General features: G+C 76.6%; 15 protein-coding genes. 7 read left to right on the top strand and 8 right to left on the bottom strand.

Features of this window, described 5'->3' with window-relative positions; all coding sequences use genetic code 11:
• Window positions 1-90 precede the first annotated feature (90 nt).
• Together LG379_RS02070 and LG379_RS02065 are read left to right on the top strand one after the other, a co-directional pair.
• Window positions 91-1,440, top strand: coding sequence for an isochorismate synthase MenF (locus LG379_RS02070; RefSeq protein WP_370634410.1), 1,350 nt, complete (start codon window positions 91-93; stop codon window positions 1,438-1,440).
• Between the two features lie 159 nt (window positions 1,441-1,599).
• On the top strand, window positions 1,600-2,787 hold the full coding sequence (locus LG379_RS02065) for a PAS domain-containing protein (RefSeq protein ID WP_225752932.1): 1,188 nt from the start codon (window positions 1,600-1,602) through the stop codon (window positions 2,785-2,787).
• A 113-nt stretch (window positions 2,788-2,900) separates the two neighbouring features.
• Here the strand turns inward: LG379_RS02065 and LG379_RS02060 are convergent, their stop codons facing one another.
• The 3 genes from LG379_RS02060 to LG379_RS02050 all read right to left on the bottom strand — a co-directional run bounded on the left by LG379_RS02060 (window position 2,901) and on the right by LG379_RS02050 (window position 7,274).
• Window positions 2,901-4,274 carry a S1C family serine protease gene (locus LG379_RS02060; protein ID WP_225752931.1) on the bottom strand — a complete coding sequence of 458 codons (1,374 nt, stop codon included), beginning with the start codon at window positions 4,272-4,274 and terminating at the stop codon, window positions 2,901-2,903.
• A gap of 127 nt (window positions 4,275-4,401) precedes the next feature.
• Window positions 4,402-6,306 carry a 2-succinyl-5-enolpyruvyl-6-hydroxy-3-cyclohexene-1-carboxylic-acid synthase gene (gene menD / locus LG379_RS02055; protein ID WP_225752930.1) on the bottom strand — a complete coding sequence of 635 codons (1,905 nt, stop codon included), beginning with the start codon at window positions 6,304-6,306 and terminating at the stop codon, window positions 4,402-4,404.
• Window positions 6,303-7,274 carry an o-succinylbenzoate synthase gene (locus tag LG379_RS02050; RefSeq protein ID WP_225752929.1) on the bottom strand — a complete coding sequence of 324 codons (972 nt, stop codon included), beginning with the start codon at window positions 7,272-7,274 and terminating at the stop codon, window positions 6,303-6,305. The genes menD and LG379_RS02050 overlap by 4 nt, the downstream gene beginning before the upstream one ends.
• A gap of 76 nt (window positions 7,275-7,350) precedes the next feature.
• Here LG379_RS02050 and LG379_RS02045 point away from each other — a divergent pair, with 76 nt between their 5' ends.
• Entirely contained in the window at window positions 7,351-8,310 is a 960-nt protein-coding gene (locus LG379_RS02045) for a 1,4-dihydroxy-2-naphthoyl-CoA synthase (RefSeq protein ID WP_225752928.1), read from the top strand.
• A gap of 126 nt (window positions 8,311-8,436) precedes the next feature.
• Window positions 8,437-9,282 carry a formate/nitrite transporter family protein gene (locus LG379_RS02040; protein WP_225752927.1) on the top strand — a complete coding sequence of 282 codons (846 nt, stop codon included), beginning with the start codon at window positions 8,437-8,439 and terminating at the stop codon, window positions 9,280-9,282.
• Between the two features lie 25 nt (window positions 9,283-9,307).
• Here LG379_RS02040 and LG379_RS02035 read toward each other — a convergent pair whose 3' ends face one another.
• Both LG379_RS02035 and LG379_RS02030 read right to left on the bottom strand, forming a co-directional pair.
• Complete coding sequence (locus LG379_RS02035; protein ID WP_225752926.1) at window positions 9,308-9,502, bottom strand: hypothetical protein; 195 nt, start codon at window positions 9,500-9,502, stop codon at window positions 9,308-9,310.
• Between the two features lie 169 nt (window positions 9,503-9,671).
• Window positions 9,672-10,823, bottom strand: coding sequence for a DUF3048 domain-containing protein (locus LG379_RS02030; protein WP_225752925.1), 1,152 nt, complete (start codon window positions 10,821-10,823; stop codon window positions 9,672-9,674).
• Between the two features lie 107 nt (window positions 10,824-10,930).
• Here LG379_RS02030 and menE point away from each other — a divergent pair, with 107 nt between their 5' ends.
• Complete coding sequence (menE, locus tag LG379_RS02025) at window positions 10,931-12,190, top strand: o-succinylbenzoate--CoA ligase (RefSeq protein ID WP_225752924.1); 1,260 nt, start codon at window positions 10,931-10,933, stop codon at window positions 12,188-12,190.
• 49 nt (window positions 12,191-12,239) lie between these two features.
• The gene (locus LG379_RS02020; protein WP_225752923.1) at window positions 12,240-13,109 is read left to right on the top strand and encodes a 1,4-dihydroxy-2-naphthoate polyprenyltransferase; all 870 of its coding nucleotides are present in this window, start codon (window positions 12,240-12,242) and stop codon (window positions 13,107-13,109) included.
• A 57-nt stretch (window positions 13,110-13,166) separates the two neighbouring features.
• On the opposite strand, the gene LG379_RS02015 is transcribed toward LG379_RS02020, so the two are convergent.
• Window positions 13,167-13,664: a PLD nuclease N-terminal domain-containing protein gene (locus LG379_RS02015; protein ID WP_225752922.1), complete on the bottom strand. Its 498-nt coding sequence runs from the start codon at window positions 13,662-13,664 to the stop codon at window positions 13,167-13,169.
• Between the two features lie 38 nt (window positions 13,665-13,702).
• On the opposite strand from LG379_RS02015, the gene LG379_RS02010 reads away from it, so the two are divergent.
• Window positions 13,703-13,996 carry a DUF4229 domain-containing protein gene (locus LG379_RS02010; RefSeq protein ID WP_225752921.1) on the top strand — a complete coding sequence of 98 codons (294 nt, stop codon included), beginning with the start codon at window positions 13,703-13,705 and terminating at the stop codon, window positions 13,994-13,996.
• A gap of 309 nt (window positions 13,997-14,305) precedes the next feature.
• Here LG379_RS02010 and ccsB read toward each other — a convergent pair whose 3' ends face one another.
• Both ccsB and LG379_RS02000 read right to left on the bottom strand, forming a co-directional pair.
• The gene (ccsB, locus tag LG379_RS02005) at window positions 14,306-15,361 is read right to left on the bottom strand and encodes a c-type cytochrome biogenesis protein CcsB (protein WP_225752920.1); all 1,056 of its coding nucleotides are present in this window, start codon (window positions 15,359-15,361) and stop codon (window positions 14,306-14,308) included.
• A complete protein-coding gene (locus LG379_RS02000) occupies window positions 15,358-17,028 on the bottom strand; it encodes a cytochrome c biogenesis protein ResB (protein WP_225753331.1) in 1,671 nt (556 codons plus the stop codon). Before LG379_RS02000 ends, ccsB begins: the two co-directional genes overlap by 4 nt.
• Between the last annotated feature and the right edge of the window lie 81 nt (window positions 17,029-17,109).

The following is a 17,109-nucleotide window of genomic DNA, read 5'->3' as shown; positions in this document are numbered from 1 at the left end:
CGGTGGTGTGGTGCACGTCTCCCTCGCGCGCCAGCCGCTCGGCCGTCCCGCGAGCGCCCTCTCAGGGCGCACGGCCTAGTCTTGACGGTCGTGAGCACCGTCCCGGCCCCGGACGCGCGGCCGCTGTCGCCGCTGCGGCGCGCGGTCGCGGGTCCCCTCGTGTCCCGCACGGCCGCCGTGGACCCCGGGACGCTGCCGGAGGACCTGCTCGACCTGCTCCCCGACGACGGCGGGCTGGCATGGGTGCGCCGCGGCGACGGCGTCGTCGCGTGGGGCGAGCTGCTGCGGGTCGAGACCGAGGGCACCGACCGCTTCGCCGCCGCGGAGGACGCGTGGCGCACGCTCATGGCGACGGCGGTCGTCCGCGACGAGGTCGGCGTCCCCGGCTCCGGTCCGGTCGCGTTCGGCTCCTTCGCCTTCGCCGCGGGCTCGCCCGCCGGCGGCGTGCTCGTGGTGCCCCGCGTCGTCGTCGGGCGGCGCGGCGGCACGGCGTGGGTCACCACCCTCGACGTCGGTGCGGTGAGCGCCGCGCCGGTCCTGCGGCCCACGGCTCCCCCGGCCGCACCGGGGACCGTCACGTTCGAGGACGGCGCACGCTCGGCCGACGGGTGGCAGGACGCGGTGCGGACCGCCGTCGCGGCGATCCGGGCCGGCAGGCTGGAGAAGGTCGTCCTCGCGCGCGACGTCGTCGCCCGCACGGAGGCGCCGCTGGACCCGCGGTGGGTCCTCGCGCGGCTCGCGGCCGACTACGCCTCGTGCTGGACCTTCGCGGTGGACGGGCTGCTGGGCGCGACGCCCGAGCTGCTCCTGCGCAGCGAGAAGGGCCTCGTCACCTCGCGGGTGCTGGCCGGGACCATCCGGCGGACCGGCGACGACGCCGCGGACATGGCGCGCGCGGCGATCCTCGCGCACTCCTCCAAGGACCTCGAGGAGCACGAGTACGCCGTCGAGTCCCTCACGCGCGCGCTCGAGCCGTTCTGCTCCTCGACCAACGTCCCCGAGACGCCGTTCGTCCTGCACCTGCCCAACGTGCTGCACCTGGCGACCGACGTCACCGGGGTGCTCCGTGCGGAGGGCGACGGGCACACGGGTCAGCACGGGCAGCACGGGACCGCGCCGCACCCCACCAGCCTGGGCCTGGCGGCGGCGCTGCACCCGACGGCGGCCGTCGCCGGGACGCCGACCGAGGCGGCGTGCGCGCTCATCGCGGCGGTCGAGGGGATGGACCGCGCCCGGTACGCCGGGCCCGTCGGCTGGATGGGCGCCGACGGCGACGGGGAATGGGGCATCGCCCTGCGGTCGGCCGAGCTCGACCCCGCCGACCCGAACCGCCTGCGCCTGTTCGCCGGCTGCGGGATCGTCGCGGCCTCCGACGCGGCCTCCGAGCTGGCCGAGTCGGAGGCCAAGCTGGAGCCGATGCGGTCCGCGCTGCGCGCCTGACCGGCTGATCCACAGGCGCCCGGCGCGCCTGACCTTCCCCGCCGGCGGGCCGGTCGATCATGGTGCGGACGAGACACGACGTCGCCGTGCGGATGCGATCGACCGCGCGTACCCTCGCACGCGGGCGACCTCTGGCCCCCCCGACGCGAGGAGGTGGCGATGAGCGGATCCGCCTCCCGCACGCGACCCACCGTCCTGCTCGAGGACGTCCACGGCACCTGGACCGCCGTCGCGGTGGACGAGGCCTGGTCCCAGATGGTCGGCCGCCCCGCGGACCGGCTCCTCGGCAGCGTCGTCGGCGGTCTGCTCGACGACCGGTTCGTGGCCGAGCGGCTCGCGCGCCTGTGCGACCTGGCGGAGCTCACCTCCAGCCGCAAGCAGGTGACGCTGACGACGGCGAAGGAGCTCGTCCTGCACGCCGCCGCCGAACCGGTGGTGGACGACGGGCGCGAGCTCGTGAGGCTCGTCGTGACCCCCGGCGCCCCGGCTGCGTCGGGGAGCGACGACGGGGACCTCGTCGCCGTCTTCGACACGGACCTCCGCTGCATCGAGGCCGACGACGGGGTGCTGCGCGTCATGGGGCTCACGCGCGAGCAGGCCATCGGGCGGACGAACCGGGAGATGGGCTACCCGTACCACATGGCCGACCTGTGGGACGGGCACCACCGGGCGGTCCTGACGACCGGCGTGACCCACGTGCTGGAGCACGAGGTCCCCACGGTCGCCGGTCCCCGGGTGTTCCGGACGGTCATCGAGCCCGTGCGGGGTGCGGACGGCACACCGGTCGCCGTCCGGACGGCCTCCCGCGACCTCAGTCGGGAAGGGCTCGACGCGGCCGCCCCCGGCGTCGAGCCCGACGACGAGACGTCGGCGATGTGCCTGCGCCTGGAGCCGACGCCGGGAGCGGCCGCGACAGCACGTGCCCACGCCCGGGACGGGCTGACCCGGCACGTCCCCGAGCGGCCCGCCGACCCGGTCCTGCTCGTCGTCTCCGAGCTCGTCACCAACGCCGCCCTGCATGCCGGCACGGACCTCGTCCTGCAGGTCTCCCACGTCCCCGGCGGCGCGGTGCGCGTGGAGGTCTGGGACGCGAGCAGCGTCGTGCCCGTGATCGGGCGGCCGGGCACCGTCGGAGGCCGCGGCCTGGCGCTCGTGGAGCTGCTGTCCGCGGCGTGGGGCAGCGAGCCGACCGAGTCGGGCGGCAAGCGCGTGTGGTGCGAGATCGAGGCGCCCCAGCCGCGCGCCGCGGCCGACGACGGCCGCGCGACGGACGCGGCCGGGGCCCACACCCGCGACGACGGCGCCGCGGCCGCCGCCTTCTGGGCCGACGAGGGCACCCCCGCCTGACGGCTCAGGGCCGCTGGCTGACCGCGGACGGAGCCCGGCCCGACGGAGGGGGAGCCGCCGGGCCGGGTGCGTGGGACGAGGGCGTCAGCGTCGAGCCGCTGCCGTGGCGGCGCTCAGCCCTGTCCGAAGAGGCCCGGGGGCAGGTCGCCGGGGTCGAACCCCCGAGGCGCCTGCTGCGGCGCCTGCTGCGGTGCCTCCTGGGCGCGGAGGTCGGGCCGCTCCACCAGGGTGACGTCCACGGCGGAGGTGCTGCCGTCGCGCGCGACGGTCAGCGAGACGTCCTCGCCGACGGCACGCTCGCGGACGAAGGCCGTCAGCGACTCGGCCCCGCGGACCGGGTCACCGTCGATCGCGACGACCACGTCGCCGGCCCGCAGCCCGGCCTGGGCGGCCGGCGTGCCGTCGGTGACCTCCTCGATCACGGCGCCCCGGCGCACCTCGCCGTCGGTCTCGGCCGTGCCGTCGCTCAGGGAGACGCCCAGGAAGGCGTGCGAGGCGGTGCCGTCCTCGACCAGCTCCGCCGCGACCCGCTCGGCGAGCGTCGAGGGGATGGCGAAGCCCAGGCCGATCGACCCGGCGGAGCCGCCGTTGCCGGTCGGCATGCTGGCGATCGAGGAGTTGATGCCGATGACCCGGCCCTGCGCGTCGAACAGCGGGCCACCGGAGTTGCCGGGGTTGATGGCGGCGTCGATCTGGATGGCGTTGGTGACGACGGTGCCCCCGCCGTCGCCGGTCGTCACCGGGCGGTCCAGCGCCGAGACGATGCCGGTCGTGACGGTGCTGTCCAGCCCGAGGGGGTTGCCGACGGCCATGACCGGGGCACCGACCTCGACCGCCTCCGAGTCGCCGAGCTCCGCCGGCTGGAGGTCCTCCGGCGTGTCGACCAGCTGGATGACCGCGACGTCGCGGGTGGGGTCCGTGCCCACGAGCGTCGCCTCGAGGACGCGGCCGTCGGCGAGGCCGACCTGCAGCCCGCCCTCGACGGCCTCACCCACGACGTGGTGGTTGGTGAGGATGCGGCCCTCGGCGTCGATGACGACGCCGGAGCCCTGGCCACCACCCTGCGCGGTCCGCACCTGGATGGCGACGACGCTCGCGCGCACGTCGTCCGCGACGGCCTGCCAGTCCGGCTGCTCGCCGGGCAGGGTCGCAGGGACGGTGCGCGACGCGGGCGCTTCCTCGGCGACCGCGCCGGTGGCCGCCGGCTCGGCGTCGAACGCGCCGGTCGCGCCCGCGGTGAGCAGGCTCGCGGCGACCGCCGCGGCCGTCGCCGTGCCGACCAGCGGGATCCACGGCGTCCGCGCGGCGCCGGCCGGGGCGACCGCGACGGGCGCCGGCTGGGGGTAGTGGTGGGCCGGGCGCGTCTGCTGGTGATGCTGCGGCGCCGGGTGCTGCGGAGCCGGGTGCCCCTGCTGGTGCTGCTGGGCCGGGTGCCGCTGGTCGAACGGGTGCGGCTGGGGTCCGGGGTACTGCCACGGGTTGCTCATGGGTCCTCCTCGTCGGCGTCGGTGACGAGTGAAACCCCCGGACCTCGGGCGGCGCTGGGTACGACCTGGGAGCACCCTGGGAGCGTCGCCACGGGCGGGACGCGGGCGAGGTGCGGGCGGCCTGGGCTCAGGGCCCGCTGACCACGGCTCGGACGGCAGCCGCCACGGCAGCCCCGACGGCGGCCGCGTGCGCGCGCCGCCCGGAGCGGTCGACCGCGACCTCCACGACGCTGCGGCCCCGGACCGGTCGGCCGAGCGCCGCCGCGAGCGCGTCCGGGTCCGTCACGCGTTCGTGCGCCACCCCGTAGCCGGCGCACAGCGCACCGAGGTCGGCGCCGTGGGGTGTGCCGAAGACCCGCTCGAACACGTCCGCCCGCTCGGGCTCGCCGTGCTCGAGCGTCGCGAAGATCGAGCCGCCGTCGTCGTTCGCGACGACGACCTGCAGGTCCGGCTCCCGCTCGAGCGGGCCGACGAGCAGCCCGCCGACGTCGTGCAGGAACGTCAGGTCACCCACGTACGCGCGCACCGGGCGGTCGAGGGCGAGCGCCACACCGGCGGCCGTCGACACCGTCCCGTCGATGCCGGCGAGCCCACGGTTGGCGACGACGAGCGGCGGTTCGGCCCAGTCGGCGACGAGGTCCAGGTCCCGGACGGGGTTGCTGGAGCCGACGACGAGCACGTCGCCGTCGGCGCAGGACGCCGCGACGACCCGTGCCACCGTCGGCCCGCTGACGGCGGCGTCGTCGGGCAGAGGTGTCGCCGCGACCGCACGGGCTGCCGCCGCCCCCGCATCGCGCCAGGCAGCGAGCCAGGCACGCTCCGCGGGGCCCGCGGCGCCCGTCCCGCTGAGCAGCGCCGGCGGCACCTCGGTCGCGACCTGCGTCGCGGCGCGGGGGGCATCGACCCAGTCGGCACCGGCGGGCGCGACCACCAGCGACTCGACGTCCGGGCGGCCCAGCAGCGCCTGCACGGGCCGGGACAGCGTCGGCCGGCCCAGCACGACGACGCGCCGGACGGCGCCGCCGAGCGCGGGCTCGGCGAGCAGGAGGCGGTACACGGGCACGGCGCACGGCCCGCCCCGTGCGCCCGACGACGGCTCCGCGAGCAGCGGCCACCCGTTGGCCTCCGCCACCTGGCGCGCCACGGCACCGGCGCCGTCGCCCGCCACGACGACCGTCGGCACGCCGTCGGCGATCCCACGGGGGGCCGCGCCGCGCTCGACCAGCGGTGCGACCGCGGGCGCGCCGCCGCGAGGGCCGGGTCCCGCTCCGGGTCCCGCTCCGGCACCGTCGACGGACGCCGTCGCGCCGCGTCGCAGCACCTCCGTCAGCCCGTCCGGACCGGGCTCGGGCCACGGCAGCCCCGCGGGCACGAGCGGGTCCCGGTAGGCGAGGTTGACGTGGACGGGCCCCGGGGCCTGCGTCCGCGACCCCGTCGCCGTGGCGACGACGCGCGCGGCCAGGTGCCGCAGGTCGCGGTCCTCCCCCGGCCTGCCCACCGGTGCCGGGACGTCGACCGTGAGACGCACGGGCTCGAGCAGACCGACCTGCTCGGTGGTCTGGTTCGCGCCCGTCCCGCGCAGCTCGTGCGGGCGGTCGGCGGTGAGGAGCAGGAGCGGCAGCCCCGCGTGGTGGGCCTCCAGGACCGCTGGGTGCAGGTTGGCGACCGCGGTCCCGGACGTCGTGACGACGGCGACCGGCCGCGGCCGGCCGGTCAGCGCCGCACCCCTCGCGAGACCGAGCGCCAGGAAGCCCGCGTCACGCTCGTCGATGCGCACGTGCACGTCCAGCGCGGGCGCCCCCGGGTCGCGGCGGTCGTCGCGCCGCGCCGCCTCGGCGACCGCGTACGCCAGCGGCGCGCTGCGCGAGCCGGGCGCGAGGACGACCTCCCGCAGGCCGAGGGCCGCGAGCGCCTGGAGGAGGACCCGGGCCGCGTGCACGGACGGCGCCTCGGCCGTGGGCTCCGCGCGCTCCGTCAGCTCCCCGGACCGGGCGAAGCCTTCGGACCCGTCCGGGCCGAGCCCGCCGCTCATGCGCCCGCCGCCCGCGCCGCCGTGACCGCGCGGACGCGCTCGTGCCAGCGCCGCGCCAGGCCGTCGTCGGCGGCGGTCGCCGCGAGGTGCGCCGCGTCCGGCTGCGGGCGACGGACCGGCAGGGCGCCGTCGACGGGGAGCAACGGGTCGGGGACGACGTCGGCGCTGAGCAGCTGGGCGGTCGCCAGTCCTGCGGCGTACGGCAGGTCCGGGAGCGCGGCGGCGAGCGCGACGCCGGCCGCGAGACCGACGGACGACTCCAGCGCCGAGGACACGACGACGGGCAGCCCGACCTGCTCGGCCAGGCGCAGGCACGCCCGCACCCCACCGAGCGGCTGGACCTTGAGCACGACGACGTCCGCCGCCTCCGCCCGGACGACGGCCAGCGGGTCCTCCGCCCGCCGGACGGACTCGTCGGCGGCGACGGGCACCGGGGTGCGCCGGCGCACCCGAGCCAGCTCCTCCACGGTGCGGCAGGGCTGCTCGGCGTACTCCAGGCCCCCGGCCGCCCGGTCGAGGACGGCGAGCCGCGTGACCGCCTCGTCGACGTCCCACGCGCCGTTCGCGTCGACCCGGATGCGCCCTCCGGGGCCGAGGGCGTCCCGCACGGCCTCGAGCCGCTCGACCTCGTCGTCGACCGTCTGCCCGGGCTCCGCGACCTTCACCTTGGCGGTGCGGCAGCCGCCGGACCGCTCCACGATCGCGCGTGCCGTCGCGCCGTCGACGGCGGGCACCGTGACGTTCACGGGGACGCGGTCGCGGACGGGGGCGGGCCAGCCCTCGTCTGCCGCCTCGCGGGCCGCACGCCACCACGCGCGCGACTCGTCGACGTCGTAGTCCCAGAAGGGGGAGAACTCGCCCCAGCCCGCGTCACCGCGCACGAGCACGCCGTCGCGCGCGGTGAGCCCGCGGAACCGGGTGCGCAGGCCGACGCGGTACACGTGCACGTCAGGCGCTGCGGTCGTCACACCGAGCACCGTAGCCGCCGGCGGCCGCCGGGACCGCGGGACGCCCGGGCGGCGACCGCGGATCTAGGGTGACGCCATGACCGCACTGCCCCGCCCGGTGTCCGCGACGTTCGACCCCCAGCGGTGGCGGGACGTCGCCGGCTTCGAGGGCCTCACCGACCTCACGTACCACCGCGGGGTCGAGCGCGACGCCGCGGGCGCCGTCGTCCGCGACCTGCCCGTCGTCCGGGTCGCCTTCGACCGGCCGGAGGTGCGCAACGCGTTCCGCCCGCACACCGTCGACGAGCTGTACCGGGTCCTGGACCACGCGCGCATGACCTCCGACGTCGGCACGGTGCTGCTCACCGGCAACGGCCCGAGCCCCAAGGACGGCGGCTGGGCCTTCTGCTCGGGCGGCGACCAGCGGATCCGGGGGCGCGACGGGTACCGCTACACCTCCGACGTGAGCGCGGAGACGGCGGACGCCATCGACCCGGCGCGCGCGGGCCGGCTGCACGTCCTCGAGGTCCAGCGCCTCATCCGGACGATGCCCAAGGTGGTCGTGGCCGTCGTCGACGGGTGGGCGGCCGGCGGCGGGCACTCCCTGCACGTCGTCGCCGACCTGTCGATCGCGTGCCGAGAGCACGGCAGGTTCAAGCAGACCGACGCGAACGTCGGCTCGTTCGACGGCGGCTACGGCTCCGCGTACCTGGCGCGGCAGGTCGGTCAGAAGCGTGCGCGGGAGATCTTCTTCCTCGCCCGCGAGTACTCCGCCGACGACGCCGCCGCGTGGGGCGCCGTCAACGAGGTCGCCCCGCACGACGACCTCGAGGAGCTCGCCCTGGAGTACGCCCGCGTCATCGCGACGAAGTCGCCGCAGGCCGTGCGGATGCTCAAGTTCGCGTTCAACCTGGCGGACGACGGCCTCATGGGGCAGCAGGTCTTCGCCGGCGAGGCGACCCGGCTCGCGTACATGACGGACGAGGCCGTCGAGGGCCGCGACGCGTTCCTCGAGCGGCGGGAGCCGGACTGGTCGCGGTTCCCGCACCACTTCTGAGGATCTGTTCCGCGCGGCGTCCGCTGAGAGGCCCGTCCGCCCAGCAGTGGTGCTCCGCCGCGACGACGGCGACGATCACTGGCAGACGCCGTCGGGGACCCGGCGCCCCGACGGACGGAGCAGCTGGTGACGAGGACGCACGACGGCACGACCGACGACCCCTCCACCGCGCCGTCCGACCGCGTCGACGAGCCGGAGACGACCGAGGAGAAGGACCACGCGCTCGACCGCGCGATCATCGAGGGTCGGCCGCGCCTGCACCGCAGCACCCCGGACCTCCTCGCGACCGGCACGGTGGCGGGGATCGAGGTCGCCGTCGGTGTGCTCGCGCTGCTCGTCGTCGTCGAGGCCACGGGGAGCACGCTGCTCGGGGCGCTCGCGTTCTCCATCGGGTTCATCGCCCTGCGGCTGGGTCACAGCGAGCTGTTCACCGAGGGCTTCCACGTGCCCGTCATGGTGGTGGCGGCCGGCGAGGGCACCGTCCCGCAGCTGCTGCGGCTGTGGGTCGGCACTCTGGCGGGGAACCTCCTCGGTGGGTGGGTGGTCGCGTGGCTCATCGCGACAGGCCTGCCGTCGCTGCACCGGACGGCGGGCGAGATGACGGCCGAGCTCGTCGACGTCCCCCTGGACGGTCGCACCATCGCCCTGGCGGTGCTCGCCGGGGCGGCGATCACCCTGCTGACCCGCATGCAGCAGGGCACGGACGACGACGTGGCCCGGATCGTGGCGGCGGTCGGGATCGCCTTCGTCATCGTCGGCACGGGGCTGCTGCACTCGGTGCTCGACACCCTGGTGTTCTTCGTCGCCCTGCACGCCGGGGAGCCGGTGGCCACGTTCGCGACCTGGCTGCCCTGGTTCGGCGTGGTGGTGGCCGGCAACCTGGTCGGCGGGCTGCTGCTGACGACGCTGCTGCGCCTCGTCCGCAGCCGGGAGCGGCTCCTGCAGTGGCGTGCGGCGGCGGACGAGCGCTGACCACGACGCCCGCTCCCGAGCGAGGTCAGTCCGCGCTCACGAGCCAGACGCCGAGGTCGAGGACCTCGCCGAGCGCGAAGAACCCGGCCATGGCGACGCCGAAGAGCAGGAGGACGGCGACCAGGACCGGTGCGACGGTCCGCAGGCGCTCGCGGACCTCCGGCGTGAGCGGGTCGTGGCGGGTGCGCTCGAGCCGGCCGTCCGGGTGGGTCGTGGTCATGCGACCACTCTGCCCGCCGGTCCCCCGGTCGCGGATCCTCCGCGGGACCTGTCATGGCCAGCCGGCCCTCCCCCGCGGGGCGCAGGGTCGACCGGCCACCTCATCCTGAGGTCGTACACCGCGGGTGCGGCGTGCGATGACCGCCGGAGGCGCCGGTCGTCCGGCCCGCTCAGCCGACGGTCAGCGAGCCCTTGCCCGCAGGCACAAGCTCGACCCACGTGTTGCCCGGCGCCAGGAGGACGGGCGAGCCGTCGGCGGCGAAGAGCTGCAGGGGCGCGTCCGCCGCCGCCTTGCGCCAGATCGCGGGCACCGTCCTCCCCCCGGTCGCGACGACCGCCTCCCCCTCGCCGACGAGGCCGTAGGTCGGCACGGGCGCGCCGCCCTGCGCGCCGAACGGGCTGTTCGGGTGCGGCGCGGTCACCGACACGACGTTGACGGCGGAGAGCCGGCCGCCGCTCGCGGACGTCGCCGGGGCGGAGCCCTCCGATCGCAGCCAGGTACCCGACGCGCCGTCCCACGACCAGCTCGGCCGGGACTGCGCCGAGAGGGAGAAGCTCAGCGTCGAGGCCGGCGAGCCGGACGCCGTCGCCGTCGCCAGCTCGGGCCGCAGCGCGAAGGCGAACTGCTCCGCCGGCGGGGCGCTGTGCTCGGCGTCGGCGATCTCGAGCCAGCGGGACATCGTCCCGTAGACGTTGTGCGGGGCGCTGCGGAAGCCCACCCGGTACATGCCCGGCGCGCCCTGGTCGTGGCTGATCGACTGCACGCCGCTGCCGCGCACCTCGGCGAGGATGCCGGGCTGCCCGCCGGAGTAGGCCAGCAGGCCGCGCAGCGGCGCGACGATCAGGGGGTCCATGGGACGGACGGACCGGATCGGCCCGACCTCCTCGGGGACCTGCGAGTGGTAGACGGCGACCAGCCTCGACACCTCGAACTCGACGATCGTCTCCCACACGACGTCCGCCGCCTCCAGGCCGGACTGGGGCCGCGCCACGGTGGTGTTCTCGACCTTGACGGCGACGGCCGGCCGGTTCGCCACCTCCGCCGTCTGGACGCCTGTGAGCGGCCACACCGTCGGCACCACCGGCTCTGGAGCCGCGGCCCGTGACGGCTCCACGGTGGGCGTCACCGTCACCGGCTCGGGCACCTCGGGCTCCGCGACGGGCGCGGCGGACGAGCAGGCTGCCAGCGCCAGGCCCGCCACCGCCAGGAGCGCCGCCGGGAGCGCGCGGTGACGCCACCCCCGTCCGGTGGAGGACGGACCCGGCTGCAGGGCCGACGGGGATGCGGCCGCCGGCGGGCGGGGGGTGGACGTTCTGACCACGCGGGACTCCTTGATCGGGACCCGTCGCGCGGGTCCGCTCCTCCATGCCGGCCGCGGGCCACCGCCCGATGCCGGGAGTCACTGTACGGCCCGCCTACGCTGGGATCGTGGACCCCACGACCCCCGGCGGGCGGCCGGTGCGCACGCTCGTGGTCGGCCCCCTCGACGTCGCCGTGGCGGAGCAGGTGACGGCGGCGGTCCGCGACGCGCTGGCCGGCGGGCCGGCCCTGGCCCCGGTGGCTGCCGGACCCGACCGAGGCGCGCACGCGGGCCCCGATGCGGGCACCGATGCGGGCACGCGGCTGGGCCAGGAAGGGGGCACGGTCGCCTCCGAGGTCGCGCTCGTCGTCCGCACCTCCGGATCCAGCGGCGACCCGCGCGAGGTCCTGCTCGACGACGTCGCGCTCCGGGCGTCGGCGACCGCGACGCACGGGCGCCTCGGCGGGGCCGGGCGCTGGCTCCTGGCCCTCCCCCTCGCGCACGTCGCGGGCCTGCAGGTCGTCGTCCGCTCGGTCGTGGCGGGGTACGAGCCGGTCGTGCTCGCCGGGACGACCGGGTTCGACCCGACCGCCTGGATCCGCGCCGTCCACGCCGCGCCCGACGACGCCCCCCTCCACTCCTCGCTCGTGCCCACCCAGCTGCACCGGCTCGTGGCGGCCCTCGACGACACCGCGCCGCGCGCGGTCCGCGCCCTCACCGACCGCCTCGGCGCGGTCCTGCTCGGGGGGGCGGCCACCCCGGCGGCCCTGCTGGACCGGGCTCGCACGCTCGGACTGCCCGTGGTGACGACGTACGGCATGACCGAGACGTGCGGGGGGTGCGTGTACGACGGCGTCCCGCTCTCCGGCGTGGACGTCCGCCTCGACGACGACGGCGCCGTCGAGCTCGCCGGTCCGGTGCTCGCCCGCGGCTACCGGGCCCGCCATGACCTGGACCGGGCGGCGTTCCGCGTCGACCCCTCCGGGACCCGATGGTTCGCCACGGCCGACCTCGGCACCCTCGACGACGGCGTGCTGCGCGTGCTGGGCCGCCGCGACGACGTCCTCGTCACCGGTGGCGCGAAGGTCGCGCCCGCGGCGGTGGAGGCGGCCGTCGCGGGGCTGCCCGGCGTCGCGGAGGTCTGCGTGGTGGGGGTGCCCGACCCCGAGTGGGGCCAGGCGGTGACCGCGGTCGTGGTCGGCGGCGGCGGGGCGACGCCCGACCTGGCGACGGTCCGGGCGCACGTCACCCGTACCCTGGGGCGGGCCGCAGCCCCGCGGCACCTCGTCGACGTCGCGGCCCTCCCGCTGCGCGGACCGGGGAAGGTGGACCGGGCGGCCGTGGCGCGGCTCGCGGCGGAGCGCCTCGCGGTGCACGGACCGGGCTGAACCCCGCCTCGCCTGCGCGCTGACGAGCACGACCACAGGAGGACGACGCATGGCCACGACCGCCGAGTGGCTCGAGGGCGCGCGGCTGCGCACCCTGCCGGCCGCGATCGCCCCCGTCGCCGTCGGCACGGGAGCGGCCGCCGAGATGGGCGCGGCGCACGCGGGCCGGGCCCTGCTGGCGGCGGGCGTGGCACTGGCCCTCCAGGTCGGCGTGAACTACGCCAACGACTACTCCGACGGCGTCCGCGGCACCGACCTCGACCGGGTCGGACCGATGCGGCTCACCGCCTCCGGCGCGGCGCGACCGTCGCAGGTGCGCACGGCGGCGTTCGTCGCCTTCGGCGTCGCGGCGCTGCTCGGCCTGGCCCTGGTCGCGCTCAGCGGGCACTGGTGGCTCCTCGCCGTCGGCGCCGTCGCCGTCGCTGCCGCGTGGACCTACACCGGCGGCCGCACGCCGTACGGCTACCGCGGCCTGGGCGAGGTCGGGGTGTTCGTGTTCTTCGGCCTCGTCGCGACGCTCGGCACCACCTACACGCAGACCGACGGCGTCTCCTGGGCGGCCGTGGTGGGCGCGGTCGCGATCGGCCTCCTCGCGTGCGCCCTGCTCATGGTGAACAACCTGCGGGACATCCCGACCGACGTCCTCGCGGGCAAACGCACCCTCGCGGTGCGGCTGGGCGACCACCGCGCCCGACGGGTCTACGCCGTGCTCGTCACCCTGCCCATCGGCCTGGGCGCGATCTGCGCGTTCGCGTCGCCGTGGGCCGCCCTCGTGCTGCTGCTGGGCTTCCCGGCCGGCGTGCTGGCGGCCACCGTGCTGCTCGGAGCGAGGGGCATCCTGCTCAAGCCCGTGCTGGCCGGCACCGGCCTGCTGGAGCTCGGTTTCGGCCTCGTGCTGGGCCTCGGACTGGCCATCTGACGGGCTCGGCGCCGCGCGCCACCCTGGACGCAGCCGTCGTCAGCCCCGGCCCTCCTGTCAGCCCCGGCCGTCGTCGTCCTTGCCGGCGCCGGCGTCGCGGCCGGTGCCCCGACCGCTCGGACCGCCGGGGCCGTCGTCGTCGCCCGCGTCGGTCGGCGTGGGCCCGCCGTCGGGGGGCAGCATCGGTCCTGCGGCGCCGGAGGAGCCGGCGGGGCCGCCCTGCTCGCGCCGACGACGCTCGCGCTCCAGCCGCCACAGGAAGTCCGGGTCGTCGTCGGGCGCGACCGGGCCCGGGCGGCGTCGGGGCACGGGGCGCCCGGGACGCGTCGGGGGCGTGGCGGACCGCGTGGGGCCGCCGGCAGCGCGCTGCTGGGAGCGCAGGTAGAGGCTCGTGAGGATCCACGCGACCGGCCCGAGCACGGGGACCAGGACGATGATCAGGCCCCACAGCACGGGGTGCACACCGGCGCGTTCCTCGGGGCGGCTCCGCCAGAGGTCGATCACGGCGTAGATCGCCAGCGCGACGGGTACCACGTACACCAGGACTCGGCCCATGGGACCAGGGTAAGCCGGTGCGGCCGTACGCTTGCTGAGTGCCGGTCGTGACCTACTCCCTGCTCCGCCTGGCGCTCTTCGGAGCCGCCCTCGGCCTGCTGCTCCTCGTGGGTGCGCGGGGCTGGCTCGTCCCGCTCGTGGCGGCGGTCGTCGCGTTCGGGCTGTCGTACGTCGTCTTCGGTCGGCAGCGCGACGCCGCCGGCGCGTGGATGGCCGAGCGAGCGGGGCGTCGTGAGGGCCGTTCGCGCCTCGCCCGGGCGGTCGAGGAGGACGAGGCGGCGGAGGACGCCGTCGCCGAGCGCCTGCGCACCGACCAGGACCGCACGGCCTGAGGCCTCTCCGAGGCCGTGCCACCGTGCCGGGCCACCGCGTCCGGCCACCGCACCGTCGCAGATCTCGACGTCTCGGCGATCCGCGTCGCGGTTCTCGACGTCTCGGCGATCCGCGCGGCCCCCACCGATGCCACCGAGCGAGGCCCCGTCAGCGCCCGCCGGTCAGCCTCCGTCGCACACTTCGACGATTCGGCGATCCCGGTCGCGGACGTCGACGTCTCGGCGATCCGCGACCCACGATGGCGCTCGGTGACGACCCGTCCGCGACCGCTAGCGGCGCCGTGCCGCTCAGGGCTCCGTGGTCCGGGCTCAGAGGCCGCTGTAGGAGTGCAGGCCCTGGAACAGCAGGTTGACGACGGTGAAGTTGAAGATCACGGTCACGTAGCCCACGAGCACGAACCACGCGGCGCGGCGGCCGGACCAGCCCCGGGTCGTGCGGGCGTGCAGGTACGCCGCGTAGACGACCCAGACGACGAAGCTCCAGACCTCCTTGGGGTCCCACCCCCAGTACCGGCCCCAGGCGGCCTCGGCCCAGATCGCGCCGGCGATGATGGTGAACGTCCACAGGACGAAGCCGACGGCGTTGATCCGGAAGGACAGCGCCTCGAGGTCGCGCAGCGACGGCAGGACGTCCAGCCAGCGCCACGACGGCCCGCCCAGCCCGCCGGCGGGGGCGACGTCGGCGGCCAGCCGGGCCTCGCGGGAGTCCTTGAGCAGCTGCAGCGCGCTCGCGGCGAACGCCACAGTGAACAGCCCGGTCGCGATGGTGGCGATGGAGACGTGGATGACCAGCCACGGGCTCTGCAGCGCCGGTTCGACCCCCGCCGCCGGGACGTAGAAGCCGACGAGGGAGACGCCGAGCGCGATGGTCGTCAGGCCGAGGACGATCGCCCCGAGGAACCGCAGGTCGCGCGTGCGGCACAGGACCACGAACGTGCCGACCGCGACGAGCGTGCCGACGAGGGTGAACTCGTACATGTTGGCCCAGGGCACCCGCCCGGCGGCCAGCCCACGGGTGACGGTGCCGACGACGTGCAGCAGGAGCCCGACGACGGTGACGGCCATGCCGATCGATGCCGCCCGCCGGGGCGCGGCCCCGCCGACCGGCGGAGCGGCCCGGCCGGAGCCGCGGGCGTCGGTCACCGTCGGTGCCGCGGTCACGGTGCCGACCGCGCCCCGCGACGACCCGGCGGCGGGGACGGTCCCGCGGGCACCGGTCCGCGCTACGCCTGCCGCGCCCTCGCGCCGCGTCGCGACGACGCGGTCGGCCAGACCCGCCAGGTCGAAGGAGAACGCGAGGAGCGCGACGGCGTACGCCGCTGTCGCGCCCCAGACGATGATGTGGCTGAGCTCGCCGAGAGTCACAGGTCAGGCCTTCCGCTGGCCCCGGCGCGTGCCGGGGCGTCGTCGTCCACGTCGTGCGCCGCGGGCTCGGCCCCGTCCGGGTCACCGGCCCCGCAACGCTCCCCCACCGCCCCCAGGAGACGCTCGAGCTCCCCCTGGAGCCCGACGTCGTCGCTGCGTGCGAGCGCCGCAGCGCTCACCACTGTACGTCCCTCACCTGGAGCGATCCTGAGCCAGAGCCGCCGCCGGGGGGCGAAGAGCGACACCGACAGGCCCGCGAGCGCGAGCAGGGACGAGACGAGGATCCACACGAGCGCGGGGTCGTGCCGCAGGTCCAGGGCGACGAACCGCGGCAGCCCCTCCCACGTGATGGACCCGAGCCCGTCCGGCAGGTCGACCGTCTCGCCCGGCCGGACGAAGAGCGTGACGGGACGGCCCTCCGCGTCGAGCACGTTCGTCATCGCGGAGTCGTCGAGCTCGTAGACGTTCTGCGGCACGCCGTCGTCGAGGCCGAGGTCGCCCGTCCAGACGGTGAGCACCAGCAGCGGTTCGAGCGGCTGCGGGTAGACGGACCGCGCGCCCGCCTCGGTCACCTCGGCGGTCGGCAGGAGATAGCCGACGAGGCCGATCTGCTCCCCGGTGGAGACGTCGGGGACCTTGACCACGCCGCGGGACGTGTAGACGGGGTCCTCCGGCAGGAACGGCACCGCCCCCGCGAACGCCACCTCTCCGTCGGCGTCGCGCACGGTGACGTCCGGCGCGTAGCCGTTGCCCTGGAGGTAGACCTTGGCCTCCCCGACGCCCAGCGGTGAGTTCACCCGGATCTCCGCCTCCCGCGGCGGCGCGCCCGGCTCCGTCACGGTCACCTCGGCCAGGAAGTCCAGGGGCCGCGCCTCGGGCGTGAACCGCGAGGTGAACCGGTCCAGCGTCAGCGTGAACGGCACGAGCGACCGCGGGTCGAACGCCGTGCCCGCCTCGAACGTGTCGTAGTCCGTCACGGAGTTCGCGAAGCCCCGACCCTCGACGACGAGCGCCTGACCCCGGTAGTGCAGCAGCTGGCCGGTCGCGACCGACACGAGGATGCCGACGAGCGCGAGGTGGAACACGAGGTTCCCGGTCTCCCGCAGGTACCCGCGCTCCGCGGAGACGGTCCGCACGCCGCCCGGCTCGACGTCGTCGTCGACACGGAAGCGGGGCACGAGACGGAGCGGGCCGCGCAGCGCCTCACGGGCGACCGCGACGACGTCGTCCGGGGCGGCGGTGACCACCACCTCACCGCGGACGGCGAACCGGTCGAAGCGCCGGGGGGTGCGGGGCGGCCGCGCGCGCACCGCACGCAGGTGCACCCGCGTGCGCGGCAGGATGCACCCGACGAGCGAGACGAACAGCAGCAGGTAGACCGCGGAGAACCACACGGACGCGTAGACGTCGAAGAACCCGAGCCGGTCCAGCCACGGGCCGAGCGTCGGGTTCTCGGCGATGTACCGCGCCACCGCGGGACGGTCGACGGGCTTCTGCGGCAGGACGGAGCCCGGCACGGAGACGATCGCCAGGAGCATGAGGAGCATCAGCGCCACGCGCATGCTCGTGAGCTGTCGCCAGGTCCAGCGCAGCGTCCCGACCAGGCCGAGGGTCGGGAGGGTCGCCGTGGCGGGCCCGTCGCCCGGCGCCGGGTCGGGCGCGCTCATGTGGTCCGCGGGCCGGTGGTCCAGGCGGTCGGCGTCGCGGTCGCGGCCGGCGTCGTCGTCGGGCAGTGCCTCACCGGGGTG

Origin of the sequence: Actinotalea sp. Marseille-Q4924, from assembly GCF_916618755.1 — a bacterium.
Classification (GTDB): domain Bacteria; phylum Actinomycetota; class Actinomycetes; order Actinomycetales; family Cellulomonadaceae; genus Actinotalea.
The sequence above is the reverse complement of the archived record's forward strand: the minus strand, read 5'-3'. Positions and strand labels throughout refer to the sequence as shown.

What these genes read in the sequence shown, in the direction of transcription:
- LG379_RS02015 (WP_225752922.1), bottom strand. Translation starts at nt 13,664, where the DNA reads ATGGGCCGAGTCCTGGTGTACGTGGTACCCGTCGCGCTGGCGATCTAC.
- LG379_RS02060 (WP_225752931.1), bottom strand. Translation starts at nt 4,274, where the DNA reads ATGAGCAACCCGTGGCAGTACCCCGGACCCCAGCCGCACCCGTTCGAC.
- LG379_RS02020 (WP_225752923.1), top strand. Translation starts at nt 12,240, where the DNA reads ATGGCCACGACCGCCGAGTGGCTCGAGGGCGCGCGGCTGCGCACCCTG.
- LG379_RS02035 (WP_225752926.1), bottom strand. Translation starts at nt 9,502, where the DNA reads ATGACCACGACCCACCCGGACGGCCGGCTCGAGCGCACCCGCCACGAC.
- LG379_RS02065 (WP_225752932.1), top strand. Translation starts at nt 1,600, where the DNA reads ATGAGCGGATCCGCCTCCCGCACGCGACCCACCGTCCTGCTCGAGGAC.
- LG379_RS02000 (WP_225753331.1), bottom strand. Translation starts at nt 17,028, where the DNA reads ATGAGCGCGCCCGACCCGGCGCCGGGCGACGGGCCCGCCACGGCGACC.
- LG379_RS02045 (WP_225752928.1), top strand. Translation starts at nt 7,351, where the DNA reads ATGACCGCACTGCCCCGCCCGGTGTCCGCGACGTTCGACCCCCAGCGG.
- menD (WP_225752930.1), bottom strand. Translation starts at nt 6,306, where the DNA reads ATGAGCGGCGGGCTCGGCCCGGACGGGTCCGAAGGCTTCGCCCGGTCC.